At 39.4% G+C, this 25,294-nt stretch carries 16 protein-coding genes and 2 CRISPR repeat arrays; of the genes, 9 read left to right on the top strand and 7 right to left on the bottom strand.

The features are described from left to right. Positions 1-229 precede the first annotated feature (229 nt). Entirely contained in the window at positions 230-721 is a 492-nt protein-coding gene (locus GTQ43_RS26880; RefSeq protein ID WP_265275734.1) for a hypothetical protein, read from the bottom strand. A 488-nt stretch (positions 722-1,209) separates the two neighbouring features. Between GTQ43_RS26880 and GTQ43_RS26875 the strand changes: the two genes are divergently transcribed. After that, the gene (locus GTQ43_RS26875) at positions 1,210-4,983 is read left to right on the top strand and encodes a CARDB domain-containing protein (RefSeq protein ID WP_265275732.1); all 3,774 of its coding nucleotides are present in this window, start codon (positions 1,210-1,212) and stop codon (positions 4,981-4,983) included. Positions 4,984-5,166: 183 nt separating this feature from the next. On the opposite strand, the gene GTQ43_RS26870 is transcribed toward GTQ43_RS26875, so the two are convergent. The 5 genes from GTQ43_RS26870 to GTQ43_RS26850 all read right to left on the bottom strand — a co-directional run bounded on the left by GTQ43_RS26870 (position 5,167) and on the right by GTQ43_RS26850 (position 16,234). After that, positions 5,167-5,340: a hypothetical protein gene (locus tag GTQ43_RS26870; RefSeq protein WP_265275731.1), complete on the bottom strand. Its 174-nt coding sequence runs from the start codon at positions 5,338-5,340 to the stop codon at positions 5,167-5,169. 782 nt (positions 5,341-6,122) lie between these two features. Beyond that, positions 6,123-8,633: a CRISPR direct-repeat array (repeat unit 35 nt; unit sequence GTTTCCATTAGTTCAACTTCCGAAGAAGTTTAAAG). Positions 8,634-8,666: 33 nt separating this feature from the next. Next, positions 8,667-8,807, bottom strand: a complete 141-nt coding sequence (locus GTQ43_RS26865; protein ID WP_265275730.1) for a hypothetical protein — start codon at positions 8,805-8,807, stop codon at positions 8,667-8,669. A 57-nt stretch (positions 8,808-8,864) separates the two neighbouring features. Then, positions 8,865-10,871 (bottom strand): CRISPR-associated endonuclease Cas1, encoded by a 2,007-nt coding sequence (gene cas1 / locus GTQ43_RS26860; protein ID WP_265275729.1) that lies wholly within the window; start codon positions 10,869-10,871, stop codon positions 8,865-8,867. A 631-nt stretch (positions 10,872-11,502) separates the two neighbouring features. Next, entirely contained in the window at positions 11,503-15,267 is a 3,765-nt protein-coding gene (locus GTQ43_RS26855; protein ID WP_265275728.1) for a CHAT domain-containing protein, read from the bottom strand. A 208-nt stretch (positions 15,268-15,475) separates the two neighbouring features. Then, entirely contained in the window at positions 15,476-16,234 is a 759-nt protein-coding gene (locus GTQ43_RS26850; protein ID WP_265275727.1) for a DUF4384 domain-containing protein, read from the bottom strand. A 1,022-nt stretch (positions 16,235-17,256) separates the two neighbouring features. Between GTQ43_RS26850 and cas1 (GTQ43_RS26845) the strand changes: the two genes are divergently transcribed. From cas1 (GTQ43_RS26845) to GTQ43_RS26825, 5 genes are all read left to right on the top strand, one after another. Further along, on the top strand, positions 17,257-18,297 hold the full coding sequence (cas1, locus tag GTQ43_RS26845) for a CRISPR-associated endonuclease Cas1 (RefSeq protein ID WP_265275726.1): 1,041 nt from the start codon (positions 17,257-17,259) through the stop codon (positions 18,295-18,297). Between the two features lie 2 nt (positions 18,298-18,299). Then, positions 18,300-18,578, top strand: coding sequence for a CRISPR-associated endonuclease Cas2 (gene cas2, locus GTQ43_RS26840; protein ID WP_265275725.1), 279 nt, complete (start codon positions 18,300-18,302; stop codon positions 18,576-18,578). Between the two features lie 183 nt (positions 18,579-18,761). After that, positions 18,762-19,031, top strand: a complete 270-nt coding sequence (locus tag GTQ43_RS26835) for a hypothetical protein (protein ID WP_265275724.1) — start codon at positions 18,762-18,764, stop codon at positions 19,029-19,031. Between the two features lie 290 nt (positions 19,032-19,321). Further along, the gene (locus tag GTQ43_RS26830; protein WP_265276557.1) at positions 19,322-19,621 is read left to right on the top strand and encodes a hypothetical protein; all 300 of its coding nucleotides are present in this window, start codon (positions 19,322-19,324) and stop codon (positions 19,619-19,621) included. Between the two features lie 130 nt (positions 19,622-19,751). After that, complete coding sequence (locus GTQ43_RS26825) at positions 19,752-20,000, top strand: hypothetical protein (RefSeq protein WP_265275723.1); 249 nt, start codon at positions 19,752-19,754, stop codon at positions 19,998-20,000. A gap of 197 nt (positions 20,001-20,197) precedes the next feature. Next, positions 20,198-20,658: direct repeats of the CRISPR family, unit length 35 nt; unit sequence GTTTCCATTAGTTCAACTTCCGAAGAAGTTTAAAG. Between the two features lie 33 nt (positions 20,659-20,691). Here the strand turns inward: GTQ43_RS26825 and GTQ43_RS26820 are convergent. Continuing rightward, positions 20,692-20,832, bottom strand: coding sequence for a hypothetical protein (locus GTQ43_RS26820; protein ID WP_265275722.1), 141 nt, complete (start codon positions 20,830-20,832; stop codon positions 20,692-20,694). Positions 20,833-21,265: 433 nt separating this feature from the next. Between GTQ43_RS26820 and GTQ43_RS26815 the strand changes: the two genes are divergently transcribed. From GTQ43_RS26815 to cas10, 3 genes are all read left to right on the top strand, one after another. Beyond that, positions 21,266-21,397 carry a hypothetical protein gene (locus GTQ43_RS26815; RefSeq protein WP_265275721.1) on the top strand — a complete coding sequence of 44 codons (132 nt, stop codon included), beginning with the start codon at positions 21,266-21,268 and terminating at the stop codon, positions 21,395-21,397. A 27-nt stretch (positions 21,398-21,424) separates the two neighbouring features. Next, entirely contained in the window at positions 21,425-21,556 is a 132-nt protein-coding gene (locus GTQ43_RS26810; protein WP_265275720.1) for a hypothetical protein, read from the top strand. Between the two features lie 207 nt (positions 21,557-21,763). Continuing rightward, positions 21,764-25,174: a type III-B CRISPR-associated protein Cas10/Cmr2 gene (gene cas10, locus GTQ43_RS26805; protein WP_265275719.1), complete on the top strand. Its 3,411-nt coding sequence runs from the start codon at positions 21,764-21,766 to the stop codon at positions 25,172-25,174. Positions 25,175-25,294: the final 120 nt, after the last annotated feature.

The raw sequence follows: 25,294 nt of genomic DNA, 5'->3' as shown, positions 1-25,294 counted from the left end.
TGGGAGAAAACTAATACTTCTGGGATAATAGTATTAGTACCGCAGGGCGGAATTAAAAATTAAAAATTAAAAATTAAAAACGAATACAGCATGAGGGTTTCATTGATTTGGAATGGGTGGTTTATTTCCGCCGCACTGTACTAGCTTGATTAGAATCAAATCTTTGAGATTTGATGCTAGCTCTTAAACTCCCCTCCTTCAACTACTCCCACCAAAAGCCAGAGAGTCTTTACTTCGGCGCACGAAAGCCAGCTTTTTCTGCTGTTGCTTCATCTTTGAAGCAGATATCAGGCTTGGTTTGCTCATAATTGGTTGATTTGGCCACATGGTAGATGTTGCCTCGATTTCTTGTTATTTTCCCCTTAACAGGTGCCTCACTCGGACAAGTCGTTTCTCCTTGAGGTTTAACCCCTAGCTTGTCTGCTTCTGCCAAGATACCCGTTTTATTTGCAGGTGATGGTCGCTTTTTAGTGCTTGATGTCGTAGCATTACCAGAACTTGGAGTTTGCTCGATTGCACTTGGAGTTGACGATGTACTACTTGCAGACTCTTCAGGCTTTGGAGGGATTGATGTCGTAGCATTACCAGAACTTGGAGTTTGCTCGATTGCACTTGGGGTTGACGATGTACTACTTGCAGACTCTTCAGGCTTTTTACTACAACTAGCAAGCATTACGATCGCTAATAGTGTTAACCCTATGCTCAATAGACGAGGTTTCATTTTACTTTTCATTAAAATAAACGCTTGAATCAGGTTAATACATTAAGCTCACAAAGAGATCATCACAAACCCAAATTATTCAAACAATATACATTACTCATCGAGCGCGATCGCTCCCCAAGAACGTTGCGCTCGATAGCTGGTGACTTCCTTACAGGCGATAAGTAAGATTCTGCTCTTTTGGAGTTGGCTATGAAATGCTCTACACACCTCAAATCACCGCCTAACTGAACCGTATTATATCCGCCTTTTAAATTTGATTAGAAACTTGAATATTATTAGTTATGACTTACGCATTAACATATAAGATAAATTTTGTCATACACAAAACTGTAAGATTACTTAATTAAATTAGGTTATTTTCTAATCAAATGTATTTGTAGCACCTGTCTTATATTAAGATATTTCTCCGAGTCAAGCTCTTCGCATAAAGGGTTTGAGTAATTACATAGTGCAAATTTGCTTGAATATATAAGGTGAAACTGGTCATGCTTTCTACCAAAGATAGTAACTCTCTTAATGAAATTACTAGTATAAAATCTACCCTTTCGCCATCAAAAATATTAGATGTTTTTGGTGATGGTAATTATTACCCTGGCTCCAGTTTAAGTGGTGTCAAGAGTTTTAGAGCGAGCGCCCACAGTAGTTATACTCCTACGAAAATTGACACTTTTGCAGGGAGAAATTATACGTATAATCGCGTTGTCAAGAGTAATGAAAGTCACGAAAATACTACTCAAGCGGCCACTGCTGCTGTTCAACCAGACCTGATAGTACAAAGTAACGTTTCGGCTCCCAGTTCTGCGGCGGCTGGAAGTACGATTCAATTGAGCTATCAAATTGAGAACCAAGGCAATGCCAGTGCTGGTTATAGCTACACCAAGTTTTATCTATCTAAGGATCTGAATATCGGAAGTGAAGATATATTCTTAGGCGATGACTACGTTACCAGTATCCCATCTGGTTACTATAGTCCAGAGTCAACTACACTCACCATCGGCAGTAGCGTCGCAGCAGGTAGCTATTATCTGGTGTATCAAGCTGATGGCTATAACTATGTTGCCGAAAGCAACGAAAGCAACAACGCTATTGCTGGCGTAATTAATATTATTAAACCAGACCTGATAGTACAAAATATCTCAAATCCCAGTTCTGCGGCGGCTGGAAGTACCATTCAACTCAACTATCAAATCAAAAACCAAGGTAATGCTAGTGCTGTTGCTAGCAACACCAAGTTTTATCTCTCCCAAGATTTAAATATCGGAAATGAAGATGTGTACTTGGGCTATGACTACGTTAGCGGTATTGCTGCTGGTAATTACAGTTCTAAATCAACCACACTTAGCCTTAGCAGTAACATCAGTGCTGGGACTTATTACTTAGCATACGTAGCCGATGGCGATGGGAATGTTGCTGAAAGCAATGAAACTAACAACGGGACTGCCGGAGTAATCACCATTACTCCAGCCCCAAAATCAGACCTGATAGTTCAAAATACCTCAGCCCCTAGTTCAGCATCCGTCGGTAGCACTATTCAACTAAGCTATCAGGTAAAGAATCAAGGTGCTGGTGCTGCTGTTGCAACTACCACTAAATTTTACCTATCCAAGGATACCGTTTTTAGTAATGATGATATATTGTTAGGCTCTGATAGCGTTAACAGTATTGCCTCTGGTGCTACTAGCTCAGAGACAGCATCGCTGATTGTTAATAATGTTCCCGCCGCAGGTAACTATTACTTGCTCTATCAAGCTGATGGTGCAGGAAATGCGACTGAAAGCAATGAAACCAACAACTTTGCTAGTAGAGCGATCGCTATTACCCAAGCAGACTTAATCATCCAAAACGCTTTAGCTGCTAGTACAACAGCCGTTGGTAGCACCATTCAACTGAGTTATCAGGTGAAAAACCAAGGTGTTGGTGGTGCTGTTGCAACTACCACCAAGTTTTATTTATCGAAGGATAACGCTTTTAGCAATGACGATGTGTTGATCGGCTCTGATGCCGTTAACGCTATTGCCGCAGGTGTTACTAGCTCAGAAACAGCATCGGCGATCATCAACAATGCGATCGCCGCAGGTAACTATTACCTGTTGTATCAAGCCGATGCTAATGGAAATATTGGCGAAAGCAACGAAACTAATAATATTGTTAGCAGAGCGATCGCTATTAATGGCCCCAAACCAGACCTAATCATCCAAAATGTTTCGGCTCCTAGTCTTGTTGACCCTGGTAGCTTAATTACAGTTAATTATCAACTGGCAAATCAAGGTACTGCCAGTGCTGGTACAAGTACAACAAAGTTTTATTTGTCTAAAGATGCCGCTTTGAGCAACGATGACACACTCTTAGCCTCTAACCAGAACTATTTCTATTCTGGATTGGGTGCTGGTTACTATAGCTCAGAATCTGACTTTTTCGTACTCAGCAGTAGTACCACTTTTGGAAACTACTATCTGCTATTACAAGCCGATGGCAATGGCGATATTTTTGAAAGTAATGAAAGCAACAACGTCACTGCCAAAGCAATTACGGTTGCTGCACCAGACTTATTAATCCAAAATCCTGCCGCTCCTGCTAGCGCTAACATCGGCACTTCAATCGCACTCAGCTATCAGGTGAAAAACCAAGGTAATGGCAAAGCTAGTATTAACTCTACATACTTTTATCTTTCCAAAGATGGAAGCCTCAGTAATGATGATGTCTATTTAGGTTCTGACTTCGTTAATAACTTGAACGACCTTGCACCCTCTACAATAAGTTCAGAATCTACATCTTTGTCCATTTCTAGCACCATTACCACTGGTAATTACTATCTGCTGTATAAAGCGGATGGCTCTGGATCATTGAAAGAAAGCAATGAAAACAATAACGTTGTTGCCAAAGCAATTACAATTACTGCACCAGATTTGGTCATCCAAAATGCTACATCTGCTAGTAGTGCTGCTATTGGTACTACACTCCTAGTTAATTATCAACTGAAAAACCAAGGTAATGGCAGTGCTGGGGGGAGTAAGACAAGTTTTTATCTTTCACGAGATACAACATTTGGTGATGATGATGATATCAGCTTAGGGACTGAAATTGAGGGAAGTGCAAGTCTGACACCTTCTGCCGTTAGTTCTCGCTCCACTTCTATTACCCTTGCTCCTACAATTAATGCCGGTAAATACTACCTGATATTGAAAGCCGATGGTTCGGGAAATGTTGCTGAAAGCAATGAAAGTAACAACGGTGTTTACATTACCACACTAATTACTTTGAATCCTGTCAATGGTGGCGGGTTTAACTCCACTACAGGTTATGGTTTAATTAATGCCGCAGCAGCAGTGGCGAAAGCTTTAGGTCAAAGTACATTTGCTGATGTCCCTGACTTGGGTGGTGATAATTGGGGAGCCGACGCAATTAAAGCACCGGAAGTTTGGGCAAAGGGATACACAGGTCAGGGTGTGATTGTAGCTGTGATAGATACTGGGGTAGATTACAATCACCCTGACTTGAACGCTAATATCTGGAAGAATACCAAGGAAATTGCTGGCAACGGCAAAGATGATGATGGCAATGGTTACATCGATGATGTCAACGGTTGGAACTTCGTTGGCAACAATAACAATCCATTAGACGACGAAGGTCATGGTACTCACGTTTCTGGTACTATTGCTGCGGTGAAAAATAACTTTGGTGTCACTGGGATTGCCTATAATGCCAAAATTATGCCGGTGAAAGTTCTCGGTAGCGATGGTCAAGGTAGCAGTAGCGCGATCGCCAAAGGTATTCGTTATGCTGTGGATAATGGAGCTAATGTCATTAACCTCAGCTTAGGTGGATCTGCGGACAGCGATGAACAGTCAGCTATTCAATATGCTGCCAGCAAAGGGGTATTTGTCGTCTCAGCAGCAGGTAATGACGGCGGGACAGCACCAATGTATCCAGCTCGCTATGCCGACCAATGGGGACTTGCCGTTGGAGCAGTCTCTTATAATAGAACACTGGCTGACTTCTCCAACCGCGCTGGAACGACTTCACTCGCATACGTTACAGCTCCTGGAGCATACTTGACAGGTGATGACGACGGGTATCTAGGAATCGGTATCAAATCGACACTTCCAGGTAACAAGTATGGTTTTGAAGACGGAACATCTATGGCGGCTCCTCACGTTGCTGGGGTAATAGCTTTGATGCTCAGTGCTAAAAAAGGTCTTACTAATGCCCAAGTGCGTCAGATTGTCACATCAACGGCAGGAAATACTTTAGTCGTTTAAAAGCATAAAAATATTCAGCTATAAATATAGCTGAATATTTAGCACGTTAAATGTGAGTAAATGCCATGTTTCCATTAGTTCGACTTCATGTGAAGTCAAGCAAATCAAGTTGAAGAAGTAAAACTAAAAAAGCAAAAGAACGAATTGCTCTTTTAACTTTTAGTTTTTTCTTTTTGATTCCAATTATGTCTGGGGATCAAATTTCACCGCAAACTTGACATTATTCAATTTTCTTTGCAGCACTTGTAGGTAAGCAGTTGCTTCATTGTGGCGACGAAATCTTGCTACCACTATGCACTCCTTGCTAGGGTAACTACGAATTATACACCACGGATGTAGCTGCTCAAAATAGGTCATAGTAACCTCCTAGAAGTGCTGAAAAGGTCATGAATAATGCTTTCTTGAATTGCCTAAGTTCACACTATTTTAGAAGGTGTACAACAAGATAGGTCTACTTGATATTGACAATTACCTACTTTTATGAATCTGCTAAACTACTAGGAAAAAGCCAAATGCAACAGTCTCCGCAGATATTCGGAAATTTCATCGGAATGTTCTAGTAAAAAATCCATAAATGCTAGATACCGCAAATCATTATTATTGGGAAAGCGGCGATTTTTACCTTGTTTAAACCAACCTCAGAGGATGTTTTAAAAGTCATGATTGATGCATCAAATATTTATTTACCCCACCCTAACCCTCCCCGATATATTGGGGAGGGAACCGGATTTTCTTGTTTCCCTGGACTGAGATTACCGCAGGTTCCTGAAGGACACCCTTATAAAGGGGAGGGAACCGGATTTTCTTGTTTCCCCCCAATATATCGGGGGGATTAAGGGGGGTAATAATTCGATTAAAGTCACAGCTAACTACTTTTAAAACATCCTCTCAGTCTTTTTACACTAACCACCTTTGGGTTTCCATTAGTTTAACTTCCGAAGAAGTTTAATACCAATTTAATGTGAAGTTGCACATATCTTGATCCCCCTAAATCCCCCTTAAAAAGGGGGACTTTGATAGATGTTTTTCTGGTTCCCCCCTTATTAAGGGGGGCTAGGGGGGATCGAATTATATGCAGCTTCATAAAAAATTGGTATAAAGTTATATTGCAGGTTTTTTTAGTGCCATCTTTTAATCGCGTTTCCATTAGTTCAGCTTCCGAAGAAGTTTAAAGAATGAACCATGAAGCTGTTAAAGAAAACATATTCTTGTTTCCATTAGTTCAACTTCCGAAGAAGTTTAAAGGGAACAATACGCATTTCATTCTTTTAGATCTTCTAAAGTTTCCATTAGTTCAACTTCCGAAGAAGTTTAAAGAACTTCTGCCCCTGCTTCAGCTAATGCTCCAGCAACAGAAGTTTCCATTAGTTCAACTTCCGAAGAAGTTTAAAGCATCGAGTACCGGGACAACCCGCGCCTCCTGACTTTCAGTTGTTTCCATTAGTTCAACTTCCGAAGAAGTTTAAAGGAACAAGTTGCTAACACAAGCAACAGCTCCTCTTGCAGGTTTCCATTAGTTCAACTTCCGAAGAAGTTTAAAGCCATATAGTCCATAAGATTGAAAATGGAAACGATTCTCGTTTCCATTAGTTCAACTTCCGAAGAAGTTTAAAGACGAAAAAGACTGCACCAATACAGGATTTTAGTGCATTCGTTTCCATTAGTTCAACTTCCGAAGAAGTTTAAAGCCCCTACATTTATAGGGCCGCACTCTGGCGCGATGGAAAAGTTTCCATTAGTTCAACTTCCGAAGAAGTTTAAAGAATGTTAATAGGTAATTATCCTACCTTTGATGGTGATTGTTTCCATTAGTTCAACTTCCGAAGAAGTTTAAAGTAGCTAAAGAAAAGCTCAAGAGGGCTGCTGACGCTGGTTTCCATTAGTTCAACTTCCGAAGAAGTTTAAAGAATTGTTGCTCCTAGGCACGGTTGGATCGATTATTGTTTCCATTAGTTCAACTTCCGAAGAAGTTTAAAGTAGTAGCTTCTTAGAAGAAAACTTCCACATGACAGAACGTTTCCATTAGTTCAACTTCCGAAGAAGTTTAAAGTTGCTTCTGTACTCTTTGCTCCTGATCCAAAAAATCCAGTTTCCATTAGTTCAACTTCCGAAGAAGTTTAAAGTTGGGAACTTTGCGACGCAGCCAACCAGGCCGATCAGTTTCCATTAGTTCAACTTCCGAAGAAGTTTAAAGAATCATGAAAAATTATTTGCTTCCTGTATTGCTTCTTTGTTTCCATTAGTTCAACTTCCGAAGAAGTTTAAAGCACTTCCTATGGTTTTTCTCTGAAGTAGATTTCAAGTTTCCATTAGTTCAACTTCCGAAGAAGTTTAAAGAAATGATCGAAACTACTGACGCAGTAATCTCTAGATAGTTTCCATTAGTTCAACTTCCGAAGAAGTTTAAAGCTGAAAAGTTGGTAAATTTTTGGATTGAATTAAAGGTTTCCATTAGTTCAACTTCCGAAGAAGTTTAAAGATGATAAAACTGATAAAGAAGCGGCGAAAAATAAAGGTCGTTTCCATTAGTTCAACTTCCGAAGAAGTTTAAAGTTTGATTCACGTATGCTCAGAAGTTGGATTTTTCCTCGTTTCCATTAGTTCAACTTCCGAAGAAGTTTAAAGACAATAATGAACAAGGCTTCAAAGAGTCTGTACGAGAACGTTTCCATTAGTTCAACTTCCGAAGAAGTTTAAAGATAATAGTGTAACCCTTTGGATCTTTAATAGAGAATGTTTCCATTAGTTCAACTTCCGAAGAAGTTTAAAGTATAGCTTTTGCCGAAGGAATAGTTCATCACTATAATACGTTTCCATTAGTTCAACTTCCGAAGAAGTTTAAAGGGGATTAGACATCACGAGTCTCTTGGATACGATCCTGCTGGTTTCCATTAGTTCAACTTCCGAAGAAGTTTAAAGATTGATACCACGCTTACTAGGCAGTATTTGACGCACCGTTTCCATTAGTTCAACTTCCGAAGAAGTTTAAAGTGAATTTGATGCGGTCTCGCCGAAAAGAGTACTTCACGTTTCCATTAGTTCAACTTCCGAAGAAGTTTAAAGAAGACAGCTGGAAATGCCCATCTTGTGGTGCAATAAAGTTTCCATTAGTTCAACTTCCGAAGAAGTTTAAAGTTCTGTTTGCCAACCCCGGAACTGCTGCCAAATGCAGAGTTTCCATTAGTTCAACTTCCGAAGAAGTTTAAAGGGAAAAGGTTACATTAGTCGAGAGCAATGTAATTCTAAGTTTCCATTAGTTCAACTTCCGAAGAAGTTTAAAGTTTTCATTCCAGTCCCCATGGATGGCGGTGGAATTGTGTTTCCATTAGTTCAACTTCCGAAGAAGTTTAAAGGGATCCATTTCCAGCACCTACCACAACGCCTACGCCGGCACGTTTCCATTAGTTCAACTTCCGAAGAAGTTTAAAGCTTCACGCGACTATCTTGCTTTCAAAAGCAAACACTTTTCGTTTCCATTAGTTCAACTTCCGAAGAAGTTTAAAGAAGAAGGCGCAGACTGGAAAGTGGTAATAGTGAAGGTTTCCATTAGTTCAACTTCCGAAGAAGTTTAAAGTTTATGCAGGGCAGTTTCCTGACCCGAAGAGAGTCATTAAGGTTTCCATTAGTTCAACTTCCGAAGAAGTTTAAAGGGTAGTCGCTGAAAGCCTTACCCAGCAATAAGTCTACAGCACTTTTTCGTGGGATGCAAATTTTTTCCGAGATAATTGATAATTCTTGGCAATAAGTTCATCATCAAGAGGCATCAAACCCATAAGTAGAGTGCTTTTCGTGGGATAGAACGAGAGAATCAGGGTTTCAGCCATTGTGTCTATCCCACGAAAAGTCAATTAAAACAGTAAATCAACAACTATTTTCCAGTTTTACTTCTGCCAAGTCATTGGACGATAAACTTCAACCTCACCAGTCAAACAAGCAATATATTCGCGCACCTGCAATTCTATACAACGACGATACGCTACTTTATGACCTGTGTGTGGGTGCATCGTCTCGGTTTGTAACTTCTCCTCCCAGTGCTTAAGATATTTTTTCAACGCACTCGCTTGTAAATATACACCTCCACGTTCGTCAGGGGGAGTAAAATCTTCAGGATCGAGAATTTTTTTATTCACCAAGTAAGCAACAAATGAATCAACAACTTGAGCGCGAAACTCTTCCATCAAGTCAGATACTAAAGCTGGGTGATTGTCGCGAGGAACGTGTAAATTACCAAAATGAGTGTGCAATCCAACCGCTTGCACAAAGGAAAAAACTTGCTGACTTAATAAAGTATAACCCAAACTCATTAAACTATTAATTGGGTCAGTTGGTGGACGTTTAGTACGCTTATCAAAAGCGAAGAAACCTGTAAACAAAGAACCCAAGGCTTGAAAATAGAGAGTCGCAGCTTTCCCTTCATATCCCCGGAGAGCATCCATACTTTCGGCTTGGGGTAAACTGTCTATGAGAATTTCGATTAAATCTATGGCTTTGGTGGCAATTTCTGTTTCCCTACGACGATTTAATCGCATTAGTAATATCCGAGAATTGTGTAATTTGGCAGCTACAATGACTTCTGCCTGTTGGCGAGTAAATAGAGGATTGTCACAGTTTTTTACCTGTTGAATTAAATACTCAACCTTAGCATATCCCTGTACACCTGTATGTCCAAAGTACCTACCTTTTTGTGAGAGATACATAATCGGAATCCGCCACCGTAAGGCATAAGATATCGCACCATGTGATACATTACAACAACCAAATAACACAATATTACTCACCCGACTTGCTGGAACTTTAATCCGCAATTCTCCCTGGTAGTAAACTTGAAATTGTTGATTTTTGACGCTCAAATAAGCGCCTTGGTCAGTTACGTATAAAGTAGACATAGAATCCTGCCAAAGATGAGAGATTGGTGCTTGAGGTAAATTGCTAGGTTTGCTAGGGGAACAAGCCTTGGGCGGACGAGATTCAAACTTGAGTTTGCGTTCCTTGGGGCGAAAATAGGGATAACCCGACTCATTTGTTACCCATTCCCCCTGTCGTACAGGTATGGGTGGAGGTGGTGCATAAACGTTACCCCCTGCAAACCGATAACCTAGAAAAATAAATTCATCATTAGGGGTATAAATTTGTGTCTTCTCTGGTTGCAGGTGTAAATAAAGTTCTCCTAACCAAGCAGTAACTTTATCCAAAACCCGATTCGCTTCTTGAAAACTACTACAAGCAATAGCAAAATCATCCCCGTATCGAACTAAATTCATGCCGTGACGCAGACATTTCCGATCAAAATCGCTCAGGTATAAATTAGCTAAAGCACCGGAAAGCACGCCACCTTGCAACACACCTTTACCCGGATAAACAGGTGTTCCGGCAATCACAATCCCTGATTTGAGTTGTTCGGTAAGCAATTGCAATACTATTGGTTCAAGTTTCAATTCCTCTAAAGCACTTAACAACAAAGCCCAACAAAGATTATCAAAAAACTCCGCAATATCAGCCTTAATAATCCACTTTGGTTGTAATTTGTAGTCCCTATACAAATGTTGTACAGCTTGCTGAATATTTCTGCCGGGACGATAAGCATAACTACAATCAAGAAAGGTATCTTCTAATGGAAAATACAGTTCTTCTAGTAATAAACGCTGCACAATTCTGTCTCGGACGATAGGAAGACCAATCAATCGCTTACCACCGTTTTTCTTAGCTACATAAAATCCCTTTGCGGGACTAGCGCGGTAAGATTCTTGTAACAGTTGGTGAAGAATCACCTCTAACTCAGAATTTGCTCCCGCAGCAAATAAGTCAAGGGTTATTCCATCCACCCCAGCATTACGACTTCCCGCACGGACTTGAAACCATGCAGCTAGAAGGTTTTCTTTGGTGAACATGATGATTAAGTAAAAAGTTAAAAGTTAAAAGAAAGAGGGGAAGAATATTTAATTCTTTTGCCTTTTGGCTTTTAACTTGTTATTTTTATCTTTGCAGGGGGGTATATGAGTACGTGTATGACTTATTGACTCTTGTATATGACTTCGTATATGACTTAAGTAGCTTTAAGAGGGAACAGGGAAATCCCCACAATTAAGATTAGGCGATGCACTGAGCCGTCGTTGTGGTATTTGGATAGACGCATTGAAATTCCGCTTTGCGGTATAGCCCTAGGGCGTGTTTTCAAACTGCTCGTTTAGCCTCCTAACTTTTTATATCCCCCTAAATCCAGTTGAAGGGAGTAGCAAAAACAAACTTGTTTTTTCGTTTAGCCTCCTAACTTTTTATATCCCCCTAAATCCCCCGATAAATTGGGGGACTTTGATTCTAGTCCCCCCCTTTCTTAAGGGGGGTTAGGGGGGATCTAAAGCTGTGGGGTAACTCTAAAAGACTTGTGTGTACACCGTAGCTTTTTAAGGGGGGATCTAAGACTTTGAAAACACGCCCTAGTGGTCTGTCAAACCCATTTTGACGGTTGTAGAGACGCGATAAATCGCCGTCTCTACAGAAAATTTTCCCAAATTCTTGGTACTAAACGCTTGTTAAATTATGCATTTGTGTTGTGTCTCCTTGGCATATCCAAGCCCCCCAATAAAATGGATGTTCAAGTGGTGTGTCTTCCTCTTGACAATCAATCTTGGTATTTGCCAACAAATTATTTACTTGTAAAAGTTGTTTCAGCACTTCCATACCCAAAGCAGACTGCCGCAGTTCTTTTACCGTAATTTGACGTATATAATTCTGGGCATTTTGCAACGCCTCAGCACGTCCCATTTTCAAATGTAAGTTGTCAAAGAAACGCTCCATCAGTAAGGCCGTAGCTTGGTCTGGTACTTTCCATAGGCTCATCACAAGGGTTTTTGTTCCAGCAACCGCAAAAGCACGACGCAATCCAAAAACACCTTCGCCAATTTTAATATCTCCTCTGGCGGTATCACAGGCAGATAATACAGTCAGTTCATTCGCCCACAGGTCTAATGAGGCAATATCCTGGGCGAAAATAAAGCCTTTACCTGCTGATGGGGGTAAAATCCCTCCAGAGAGCCAAGTATTAGCACCAGCTAAAGCCAGTCCAGAACGCATCATTGGGTTTTCTATCTTTGATACTTCCAAATGCATCGTCTGAAACGGTGCTTGTGGCGAGTCGGCTAAAAATAAACCGTGAGTGGCAATCAGCATTATACTAGGACAGTTGCTAGCGGTTAAGTGGGTTTCAAGTGCTTCTGCTCCCAGATATAGCCGTGCATCTGGTAGCTTTTTGGCGACACTTTCAGCAAGAAACCTTGTACCAAGTGTGCGGGACAAAACTTCACCGTTAAGAGTGTTGATAAATTCATCGTTTGAGGATTGCTGTTTTACGATCGCTAAGGGACTTTCAAAGGCGATCGCACCAGTCGTATCAGTTTGTTCAGCAACCAAATCAAAATCTGGATCGGCAATGACTAGAGGTTTGCTAGCGGGGCGCAGTTTCGGAATTTGCGATCGCAAAATATCCCGTCCCACACTTAAATAACTGATGGTAAACTCATCCATCAGTAAGTGCCTGTTTGTCTCGTCACAAGGCAATGCTTGAAATGGCAGTAAATTTAAGTTCCCATCTGGTGCAAATATTAAATGTTTCCAGCCTTTTAGGGCGTTATAAATAGGCTTAATAAGCACTTGGCTAAGTTCGATTGCTGGGGCTGAGTCGTATGGTTTAATTGGCAGCTTTGGTAATTGGTCAGCTTTTCCCCATCCTAGAGTTGCCTTGCTATAGTCTGATGTCTGCAAGCGAAATGCCCAAATTAGCCGATCAATGACTTGGGCTGACCCTAAATCTATCATCTGCACTGCATCTGGTTGTCCAGAAGGTAAGACAAATGCTAGATAACGAGCAGGTTGCCATTGGATGTCTCCATTCACTGGAATTGCATTAAAATCGAATAATTCAAAGCGGACAAATTCGACTAATATCGAATCTGCTGGTAGGGACGAAGCCACAGTATAACGATTAGAAAGTTGCTCAAATAACTGAATCTCTGGTACTTGAGATGCCAGTTGTTTTTGAAGGTTGTTATATTGTGCCTGTAGTTGTGCTAATTGTTTCTGGTAGCTACTGAAATCGCTGTTTTTCGGAGCAGAAAAAGTCAGGTTGACTAACTGGGCGTTCAAGTCACCCAGTTGACGAAACTTTTCTTGGAGGTGGGGATAGCGATCGCTATAAAGGGCTTCGTTTTGCGCCGCCAACGATGCAGCAGTTAAAGCTTTGCGCTTCAGCACCAAATCTAACGCCGCAGACATCGCACTTTCTGAATCAGCAAGATGTTTGTAGACTAGGGAGAGAAATAAATCGAAATTAGCTCTAAGTTTCTCAATAAAGGCTAGGCGATCGCTTTCGGAACTAAAGGCAAATAGATTACTAATCATCAAGTCATTAATCTCGCTTGCCTGTATGCGGTATGACAAAGCTTCCTCTGGGCGTTTAGTAGCAGCTAATACACTGGCCAAGTTATTTAAACTTAGAGCAGTATCTGGGTGTTCATCCCCTAGTAGATGTTTCCTCATAACTAAAGCTTCTACGTACTTTTCTTCGGCTAACTGGTAGCGCCCAAGTGATAAGTATATTAATGCCAGATTATTTAAACTGTTTGCAATATCTGGGTGTTCTTCTCCGAATAGAGATTTTCTAATTTTTATTACTTCTAAATGTAATTTTTCTGCTTCTAAGTAGTTCCCTTGATTTCCATAGACAGTAGCTAAATTACTCATACTACTTGCTACTTGTGGATGTTCTTGCCCAAACAAAGCTTGAATAATGAATAAAGCTTGTAATAATGACGATTCTGCTTGCGAATATTGAAATCTAGCATCATGTAAAACTGCCAAATTATTGAGAGTTTCCGCTAAAAGAGGATGCTTTTCACCTAGTAATTCTTTGAGCATCTCTAAGGCTTCTAGATGCATCTCTTCCGCCTCAGAATATCGTCCTTGCATCCGATAGATTGTAGCTATATCGTTAAAGCTATCTGCAATATCGGGATGCTTTTCACCTAAAATATTTTTTCTAATTGCTAAGGCTTCTAGATAGATTTTTTCAGCTTTCGCGTATTGCCCTTGCAACCGATAAAGTAATGCTAAATTATCTAAATAATTCGCAGCTACAGGATGCTCTTTCTCAAGCAAACTTGACCACATTGGTAAGGCTGATAAAGATTTTTGTTCCGCCTCTAAGTATCGCCCTTGAGATAGATAAATTATGACTAAATCGTTTAAACTATTGGCAATATCTGGATGCTCAGAAGGAAACAAGCGTTTTCTCATCTCATAAGCTTCTAGATATTTTTGCTCAGATGCCAAAAAACGCCCTTGCATCCGATAAATTGTTCCTAAATTACTCAAGCTACTTGCAATATCAGGATGTTCATCTCCTAACAAGCGTTTTCTCATCGCCAAAACTTCAAGATACTTATGTTCTGATTCTGCATAACGTCCTTGTTCTTTATAATTTCCTGCGATATTACTTAAGGTAGATGCTATGTACGGATGTTCATTTCCTAATATTCTTTCCAATTTATTTAAAGCTGAGAAATATTTTGTTTCTGCTTCCAAGTAACGTCCTTGAAAGTCATATAATAGTGCCAAGTTATTGAGACTGGCAGCAATATCATAATGTTCATCTCCAAAGAGACGTTTTCGCATTCCTAAAACTTCTAAATGCATCTCTTCTGCATCCAAATAGCGTCCTTGTGAAGTGTAAAGACACGCCAGATTATTCAAGGTTTGGGCGATATCTGGATGTTCATCTCCAAAGAGACGTTTTCGCATTGCTAAAACTTCTAAATGTACTTGCTCCGATTTTAAATATCTTCCTTGTTCTCGATAAATTTCGGCAAGATTATTTAAATTCGTTGCAATTTCAAAATGTTCTTCTCCCCAAATACACTTCCACAATTCTAGAGATTCTAAAAAGTATTTTTCGGCTTCGGAATAATTTCCTTCTGAATAGTATAATGTTGCCAGGTTGTTTAAAGATTGGGCGATATCAGGATGTTCCCTATCAAACAAATTTTTTCTGATATTTAAAACTTGTAAGTATAAGGCTTTGGCTTCCAAGTAACGCCCTTGTATCCGATATAATTCCGCCAGATTATTTAGACTATCTGCCGTAGTCGGATGTTCACCAAGATTTTCTTGCCCTAATTTTATAGCTTGTTGCGTGACCAATATTGCTTTGTTTAAATCGCCCTCTTCAAATAATTTGACAACTGTTCGATTTAGATGATTTAATTCTTCTATAATTTGGGGAATATTTATCATGTTTTAGAGTACTCCAAGTAAAAAATGCCCAATTGTCATTGCGAACGTTCGCGAAGCAATCCCAAGGGCTGTGATTGCTTCGCGAACGCTCGCAATGACGGGTTTTGGATCATTTATTTTTTGGGACACTCTTACCTGAAATTTTAAGTCTAATTTTGTCAAGTTATTTTTATTCAATCAACACTCTCTTTAGTTAGGGTATTATTACTTATTCTATAATTTGGTATTCAGTATATAAAATTTGGGTAGCTCCATTTATTTTGAGATAATTTAGTAATTCCATCAGAAAGTTATCAGTGATTTTCAATACTTCATCGTTTTCTGGCATTAACCATTGAAAATTAGGTACATCTGGTGTAACTACTGCCAAAATTTGTTCTTTACCTGGTGTACCTTCGATGTGAAATGAGGTCATCGTTGAGCCTTCTTGTGGAAAACTTGTTTTCCCCTCTTCTAATTCTGGCTGAGGTGCGAAATGCGATGGACAAAAACACCAGACTTCTCCTAATGTATCTCTTTGAATTAATAATAAATATCCTGGTGCTTGTAAATTTATTTCAAACTGAATATAACTTCCTAAATGTACCGATTTCTCGTAACGATTGGATATATTCTTCCCCCAACCCAATGTTTGTTCTTTGACCAATACCATTCCCATTTCTTCTGTTAGGGAAGCAAGTGCTATTAGTTCTTGCCAAATTTTGTTGAGAGGTGTTAACTGTAGAGTATTTTCTTCATCTTCTGAAAATGATATAACAATATCTTGCCAATTTAAGTTGAGTTCTTCACAAATCTCCATAAATATCTCTCGTCTAACAGGTTTTCCGTTAAAGAAATTGTTGACAGTAGACCAAGATGCAATTCCTCTTTCATTTACCAAAGCACTTTGAGTTAAACTTAAACGTCTTAGAGCTTGTCTAGCCCGTTGAGTACCCGATGGTGACGCGATGAGAGAAACTACAGGCATGCTTTCTTAAAAGTTATTTGATTAGAGGTTGTTCCTTAACTCATATACGAAGTCATATATTTTCGTCAATTACTCATATATGTACTCATATAGTTGCTTGCAACAATTGAAATATACAGCAAGTGATTTAGGTGATATCAAGATTTGTGTCTATTCTACAAAACCCGATCAACTTAACTTCCTAACTAGGCTGTTGACTCTATGCCTTTTTAGGAGTTAAAAAGTCATACAAAATATATGTCATTGCGAGCGAAGTGAAGCAATGACATATCATAAGTAATTTGGCGGACATGATATAACGGACTATAACCTTTACTCAGTCGTCTTTAGAGGATGTTTTAAAAGTCCTCTGGTCGGTAGCAAAAAGTTTTAGATCCCCCTAAATCCACGCCACGTGCTTCAAGTCGGGGAACCCGCCCAACGCAGTGGCTCCCCTTAAAAAGGGGGACTTTGATTCCGGTTCCCCCCTTTTTAAGGGGGGTTAGGGGGATCAACAAGTGCCTAAAATTACAGCCAACCACTTTTAAAACATCCTCTTATTTTAATCACATTATTACCCCCCTTAATCCCCCCTTGTAAAGGGGGGAAACCGGAAAATCTAGTTCCCTCCCCTTTATAAGGGGAGGGTTAGGGTGGGGTAAAAAAATATTTAATACCGACAAAAGGACTTTTCAAACATCCTCTTAGACGACTTTCGCTATTAGACTCAGAATTCATTCTGAGGCGGGCTAGATGAGAATGAAATAGCCCTGCTAATCAAGGCACTTACTTGAGTGTTAGAAATTAGCACTTTCAGTCTTTTATCAACAAGAAATAACTAAAAAAATCGGAGAACCATACTCCGATTTTTTAATGAGTAATCATAAGTCATATAAATTATATACAAACTCATATAAAAATAGCTTTTACTCAAATACATACTCATATAGACATTTGCGAAGATGGAATCAAGTAAAAAATGAAATGGCGAAATCAATAAAGCCTTTAACTTTTTACTTCATCCCTTTTACTTAATTCCACCTATGTCTACAATTTATATCACTCAAAAGGACGCAACTTTTAAAGTCCAAGGACAATATTTCAAGGTATTTCGAGAAGAAAAACAACGTTTTTATATCCGAATTACCAACATTAGCCAATTCATCATATTTGGCAATATTAAACTGCCAAAAGATGTCATGCAAATAGTTCGCTTAAATCAAATTCCTGTCTCATATTTTACCGAAAATGGTGAATATGTAGGACGATTAGAAAATATATCCCCAAGTCCAGTTAAATACCTGACTTACCAGCGCCAACGCTTGCATGATATTGAATTTAATCGCGCAACAGCAGAAAGTATAATTTGGGCGAAATTACACAATCAACAGACTTTTTTGCAAAGTTGGACTCGTTATTATGTAGACCAGACAATCCAACGCGCATTAAATTATTTGCAACTGTTGATGGATAACTTATCACTAGCACCATCTATTGACGAATTACACGAATACATCCAAGAAGCAGACAAAACTTACTATTCTGCTGTTGCTTCTCTACTCAGCTTTGAAACCTCAGATTCTCACATAACTGCAAAAGAAATTAGCAGATTTCTAGACCTGGGAAATCAACTACTACATCAATATGTTTATACCCATCTCCAAACCGTAGGACTCCACCCAGGTTACGGTATTTTATACCGCGACGGCTATCATGAACTTCCTTTAGCATGGGATTTTAGCGCCGAGTTTCGCGCACCTATCGTAGATGATTTGGTGTTAAATTTTGTCCGCCATCTTACCAAGACTAATGGAAATGGAAATGGAAATGGAAAAAGAATTCATAGTCATATCCAACGCTTTTTGCAACATTGGGAAGGAAAGTTAAAAACTTTTGTCTTGCATCCCTACGCTGGAGAAGTTAGTTACCGTCAATGTATAGATTTGCAGGTGCGGGAATATATTTCATCTTTGTTGGGGGATGTGGAATATTATCGCCCATTAGCATTAAAATTTCACCCCAATCATTCCAGTTTCACCAATATTGCTGAAAACAAAAAACCAGTATTAAGCTTGGTGAAGTAGTTATGTTTTATCTGGTTTGCTATGACATTGTTAGCGATACCCGTCGCAAGAAGGTATCAAAACTCCTCGAAAGTTATGGGTTGCGGGTACAAAAATCGGTTTTTGAGTGCGTCTTAGATGAGAAACAATTTGAAAACTTATCTAAATACCTAACGCGACTTGTTAACCGACGCGAAGACCAAGTGAGATTTTATCCCATGTCTGCACACACTCGTTGCAAAATCGCAGTGGTTGGGACGCAAGCTGAATTTAGCATTGATGATGCTGCATTCATCGTTTAGCTACTACGATTTGGACAACATTTTCTGAAACAGTGCTGAGTTAAAAAAGTAATCATTGGACTCAGGACTTCTGAATACATTAATTATAACCAAAATGAATATTTGCAAGCAAGCACGCGCACCCCCATAGCGTCAAAATCAACCTGGGCTTTCGGTCGAGTTGGGATAATTATAAATAATTGAATGCAAGTTCAATCTGTCAAGTTTTGTTTGATTTTTGCTCCAAAAGTTCAAAAACAGCTTGATGATTTACCAAAAGAAGACCGCAAGCAATACGAAAAAGCTTTTGAATGTTTTGTGAATAATGGCCCAGCTTACCGGAGTTTGAGAACTCATCGCTATCGTACCAAAGGAGGTGATATTTGGAGTTCTGCTGCATCTATGGCAAAGCGATTTTATTGGCGATACGGGGAGGGAGAAGTGATTGAGGTGACTTTTTTAGATTCCCATTAATTTATCAAGAAAGGCAGAGGGCAGGAGGCAGAAGGCAGAAGGGAATACTGCCTCCTCCCTCTGCCTGTGACCGAACCGAACAAGGGTATAAAACCCCACCGTCTATACGGTGCTTACAATTGGTTGGGGTCTGAATCCCCAACGAAAAAGTTCCTTCTGCCCTCTGCCTTCTGCCTTCTTCAATTTCCCTAACGGCTATTGCAATTACAAACTAATAGCAACAGTCTGTTATTACGGACTGTTTATTGCTTCCTTTTGATTTATACTTTTCCACCTTTGACAAATTTATGATGTCTAACCCTCGTCAAATTACCACACGCGAACGACATCTAATTTTGCTCTACAGTAATTGGGAGTTTGCTATGAAACCGACAGATTTTTATGCGAAGTGGGGTGTAAGTTACGAACAGATTGCTTTGATATGTTCCCGTTCTGACTCAACTGTGCGTGGTTGGTTTAGAAATGGTAAAAATCAACGTTATCCGACACGAAATGATTCCCTAAATCTGGCTTTGATGAATTTATTACTCGAACATTTTGAGGAGATTCCCCAAGAAGTATTACACTGGTTAAAACTCAATCTATTTTAGATATCCACGAATAGTTTATTTTGTCAATAGCATCTTGCCCTGTCTTGAAAAATACTTCAGAGCTACGGTAGTAGTAGTTAATTCAAAGCTGGTGTTCATAAGATTTACCAGCATTAGGAAGGGAGTTTTTATGACCTATTATAAGCAGTTGCATCCGTGGTGTATTATCCGTGTTTTACCTAAACAACAACGACAGTTAAATCCTGTTGAAGTTGCTGTGGTAAATGACGATTCTAATATTGTTGCACGATTTCGCCACCACAATGATGCAGCTGCTTATCTTCAGGTTTTGCAAAACTCAACTAAAAGTATCAAGTTTTTGATTATTTTTGATTTCCAAGGCGTGCGAAGTAGTTCTGAAATAAAGAATTTGAATTAACTGGCTTCATCTGAAGTCGATTTCATGGAAACATCTGCGTGTTGACCAATTTTAAGGTCTGAAGTTAAAAGTGAAATGAGATTTATCTTGTTTTACTTTTAACTTTTTACTAAGTAGGATATCTAACTGCTATATTTGGGAATTTAAATAGATTAAAAGCATAAGCCTACAGCTTTATTAAGCTGTAGGCTTTGTATTTTTCCATTAGTTCAACTTCCGAAGAAGTTTAAAGAATTGTTCCCGCCAGTCCAGAAACACCTGTTGTTAATGTTTCCATTAGTTCAACTTCCGAAGAAGTTTAAAGCGATGAAAATCTACAACCAACTTTAGATTTACAAAAGTTTCCATTAGTTCAACTTCCGAAGAAGTTTAAAGTAGAAGTCATGTTGGCCGCATTCCTTACACTGTTACGTTTCCATTAGTTCAACTTCCGAAGAAGTTTAAAGTGATTGCTACAGAGCAAGATAACCACCTGTACGATAAGTTTCCATTAGTTCAACTTCCGAAGAAGTTTAAAGAAAGTAGTGTTGTAGAGGTTGTACTTGAGTCAAAAGTTTCCATTAGTTCAACTTCCGAAGAAGTTTAAAGCTGTCACGTTTACCTCATTAGGAAACTTGGCAGGTGTTTCCATTAGTTCAACTTCCGAAGAAGTTTAAAGGGTAGTCGCTGAAAGCCTTACCCAGCAATAAGTCTACAGCACTTTTTCGTGGGATGCAAATTTTTTCCGAGATAATTGATAATTATTAGCAATAAGTTTATCATCAAGAGGCATCAAACCCATATATAGAGAGCGATTTGTGGGATAGAACGAGAGAATCAGGGTTTCAGGCATTATGCCTATCCCACAAATGGTATACTAGGCTACAGTTTTTTTGTTATTGGACAATATACGAAAGCCAAGGATGTCCTCTAGATTTTAGAATTATAGCGATCGCATCCAGTGTCATGTCAAGCGATCGCACCTACATCTGACAATTATGGCGATCGCATCCAGTGTCATGTCAAGCGATCGCACCTAAGAGGTTATTTGAAAAGTGTTTGGCTGTGATTTTAAGCACCAGATGATCCCCCCCTACCCCCCTTAAAAAGGGGGGAAAACTTCTCAAAGTCCCCCTTTTTAAGGGGGATTTAGGGGGATCTCAAACATTTTGCTACCAATAACAGGACTTTTCAAACATCCACTACATTTGACAATTATGGCGATCGCATCCAGTGTCATGTCAAGCGATCGCACCTACATCTGACAATTATGGCGGTCGCATTCAGTGTCATGTCAAGCGTTCGCACCTACATTTGACAATTATGGCGATCGCATCCAGTGTCATGTCAAGCGTTCGCACCTAAATTTGACAATTATGGCGATCGCATCCAGTGTCATGTCAAGCGATCGCACCTAAATTTGACAATTATGGCGATCGCATCCAGTGTCATGTCAAGCGATCGCACCTAAATTTGACAATTATGGCGATCGCATCCAGTGTCATGTCAAGCGTTCGCACCTAAATTTGACAATTATGGCGATCGTATCCAGTGTCATGTCAAGCGATCGCACCTAGATTACACGTAAACATTTAAATCCGACTAAATGTATTTATATAAAGATAATTTAATTTCATCGTATTTATACGGTGGTACTTTTTCGATTAGAGTAATATTTTTTATATATTCAAAATTAATTTTGAGTAAATTAAAAAAATAACTCATAATCTGAAATTCTGAGTTTATCATCGTTTCATACTTTATAGCCATATATTTATAGCCAAATGAATTTCTACCAAAGAAAGTTATATGCACTACTACAAGCGCCAGAATTTGCTGACTGGGGAAATCATGTATTATTGCAACTAGATTGTCTAAATCATGACATTGACAATTTAAACAATTGGTGGAATGGAATCAATAGCAATGCAGGGATGGGTAAACACGCCCAAGATATCGCCTCATCATCAGACCGTGTTAATTTATTTCATATAGAACGCAGAGAAAACACCCAACAAGTTACTGTTCGTCATCCCATCAGTGGTCAAAAACAGCAAGTCACAACTTTGCAACCTCTACGCAACGCACCAGATATCAGCCAGATAAAAAGTGAAGCCAACGCCAAAAAGGTTTTCTGGTGGTTTTGGCGATTTTATCCAGAACTGTTAGCAGACACGCAACCCGATGCACTGCTATTTCCTGCACATACAGTTATCCCCGATTGTCCACTACACAGCCACCAAAGTACAGTTTCAGCCTTGACTGGTGCAATGTTCCCTAAATGTTGGAAGTCTGGAGAAGAACACGAAACACCTTATCTATTAACATTCTCCTTTTCGCCCGTACAGGACTTCATCAAATCCTCGCGGAAATTTCTCGATTTTTGGGCGGGTTCATATTTACTCCACTATCTCAGCACGCAACTATGCTGGCATATTTCCCAACATCTAGGCCCCGATGCAATCATTATCCCTTCGCTTTGGAGTCAAGAAATTATCGATGCGTTAATCGTACAAAAATATCATGATTTTGCGCCTAATTTTACCAATTTACAGAATGGTGGCGAACCAGTTAATCGCTTTACAGAGAAAATATCTACCAGTTTAAGCACAGCCGGATTCCCAAATGTAATCACAATTTTAGTTCCCGGAAAACAAGCATCTGAAAAATGGGGAAGGTATCTAACGAAAAAACTCACTAAAGAATGGATAAAAATCGGAATAAAAGTTAGGAACCACATTAGAGAACAGGTAATTAATTTTTTAGATAATCAAACTCAAACAGAATTGAACGGAATATTGCACGAAGTATTCCCTGAATTAAAAAATACATCTGACCTCGAAGCCTATCAACAAGAGCTAAATCTTCTCAAGCAACAATCTTGTTGGGAATGGAACAAGCTTTGGTCAGCCCAACTTAATCACACTTGGGAACCATACTGGACAGCAATCCCTCTCGGAAGTCAAAAACAACTAGAAAATCAAAATCAAGGATTAATTATTGATAAGAATAATAATTCTATTTTTGATAAAGACTGGATAGATATCCAAAATGAAATTGCGCAACCATTTGACAATTTACCTAGCGAATTTGAAAATAATTTTTATATAAGTTTAAACGTGGGAACATGGTGGGGTAGCATTCACCAACGTTTAGGACGTTGTTTAAATAATATTAAATATACCCGGAACTGGCAAATTGCTACTGCCCCCGGTGAACGTTCCACAATATCGGGTCAATTTAGCGCCGTTCATCCTCGGCTAAATTATCAAGTCAAAAAAACTCTTGATGGACAAGTACGTGACTTCCGCCAAGGTAGTGGTTTAAAAGCAGGTTCGATGCGCTTATTTTGGTTTGTCATGTCCAAGGCTTATCGGGGTTTATTTAATGGTTCAGAGAAACTTAACGCACTGGAATTAACCAAGCGTATGGCTTGGGTCTATGGAGATGTAGCAAAATCTTTAGGGATTTCTATCGAACTAACTGAAGACCCATTACCTGATGAAGCTGCTAATGAATTAGGGACAGAAGAGACAGAAGATAATAATCAAATTTTAAAACAAATAACTAAAATAATCGATTACGAAAAGTTTATTAGGTTTCCCAATCTGAGTTCCATCGCCGCCGCCGCTTTTGCCAGCGAACATCCCAATTTAATCAAAACTTACAGAACTAATTTATATCAACTTTTCAATCAGCACAGATATAAATTTTCCAAAAAGCAGCAACATGCATTTTACTCAAAAACCAGCCGTCCATTCCATATCTCCAATGCAGATAAAGCAATTCAGGAAGAATTTCCTAACCTCAAAGGTGGTTATAACGGAGTGATGTTTTCTAGTAAATGGCTCATTGATGATATGAGCTTGCAAGAACAGGAACATAACAGAGCTAACAATAACCAAACCAGTCGCAAACAAGTTGATATTTTACGAGAAATTGTTGAACAAGCACATCAGAATAGTGGCTTTGGTGACAGCAGTCCGGCCGATTGGTGGGTAATTGTCCTCGCTGATGGCGATGGAATGGGCGATTATGTTTCTGGAAAAGAACTCGAAAAATACGATTCTTATGTTGAAATCGATGCTGTGGATCAAAACTTGACAAATTTTGAGAATGATCTATTTAATACACTCCTTAAAGAAACTAAACGTATGGGGCCTGCTACTCATGTTGGTTTAAACCGTGCCCTTTTAGATTTTTCCAATCGCTTGGTTCCCTATCTGACAGAAAAACGTTTCTGCGGTCGAGTTATTTACAGTGGTGGCGATGATGTCATGGCAGTCTTACCTCCAGAAGATTTACCAGAATATCTGTTATCATTGCGTGCTGCTTGGAGTGGTGGCAAAGACCCCAAGAATGAGTTTGCAAACGATCGCAATAATATTTCTTCTGAGCCTGATCAAACTACTGGTTACTGGTATCCCGGTGAACAGGTCAAAGACTTACTTAAACGTCCGCACTTCACAATGGGAAGAAAAGCAACTATGAGTGCTGGTGTAATAGTTGCTCATAAAAGCGTTCCTCTCCCTACTGTTCTTGAAAGTGTATGGCAAGCAGAAGCAGAGAGGGCGAAAAAAATCCCTGACAAAGATGGTATTTGCTTCCGAATAATTTACGGTGGTGGGAACCAGTTAGAAGCACTGATGAAGGGTGAGTTACTAGATACTTGGTGGGACTGGGTAAAAGAATATGAATTATACACAGAAAAACTCAGTCCATTACTGCATCGGTTAGCTGAAGAACTTCCCCGTCGCGCTTCCGTTACTGAGCATCACCATCTGTTCTCGAAAGCAGCTAGAGTCATCATGGACAACCGCGATCGCAGCAAAGAACTTGAGGAGACATTTAAAAAAATTGAGCAATGGTTGGATAAATGGGAAGAATGGGCAAAATTAGCTCTCAGAAAATGGGCTAAACAAACTCTCAAAGAATGGGCCAGAGAAGTTTTAGCTGAAGGTGGTGAACAAACCTTAGAACAAAGAGAACGGGCTAGACAAATCCTCGAATTACAAGAACCAAAGCAATGGGATCAACAACCCCTAAAACACTTAATTAAAGAAGCTCAAAAAATTAAGTCCGAACCTATAGGTATTAAACCCGAAGACTTAGCTAAACTTCTGAAATTTACCGCTTTTTGGATCGATAAGCGGGTTGAACGCAGTCAATGGAAAAAGTTAGAAGTTAGAAGTTAGAAGTTAGAGTTATCTATGATGTATGTCAATTATGTCAATTGCGAAAAAATCAAATGCTGTTTTATCCGCCTTTCTATTACTCTGCGCGGACTCCGGCTTCCTCTGCGTTGAAAAAATAAC

The sequence above is a fragment of the Nostoc sp. KVJ3 genome (genome assembly GCF_026127265.1).
Taxonomy (GTDB): Bacteria; Cyanobacteriota; Cyanobacteriia; order Cyanobacteriales; family Nostocaceae; genus Nostoc.
This window is presented reverse-complemented; position numbering and strand designations above follow the sequence as displayed.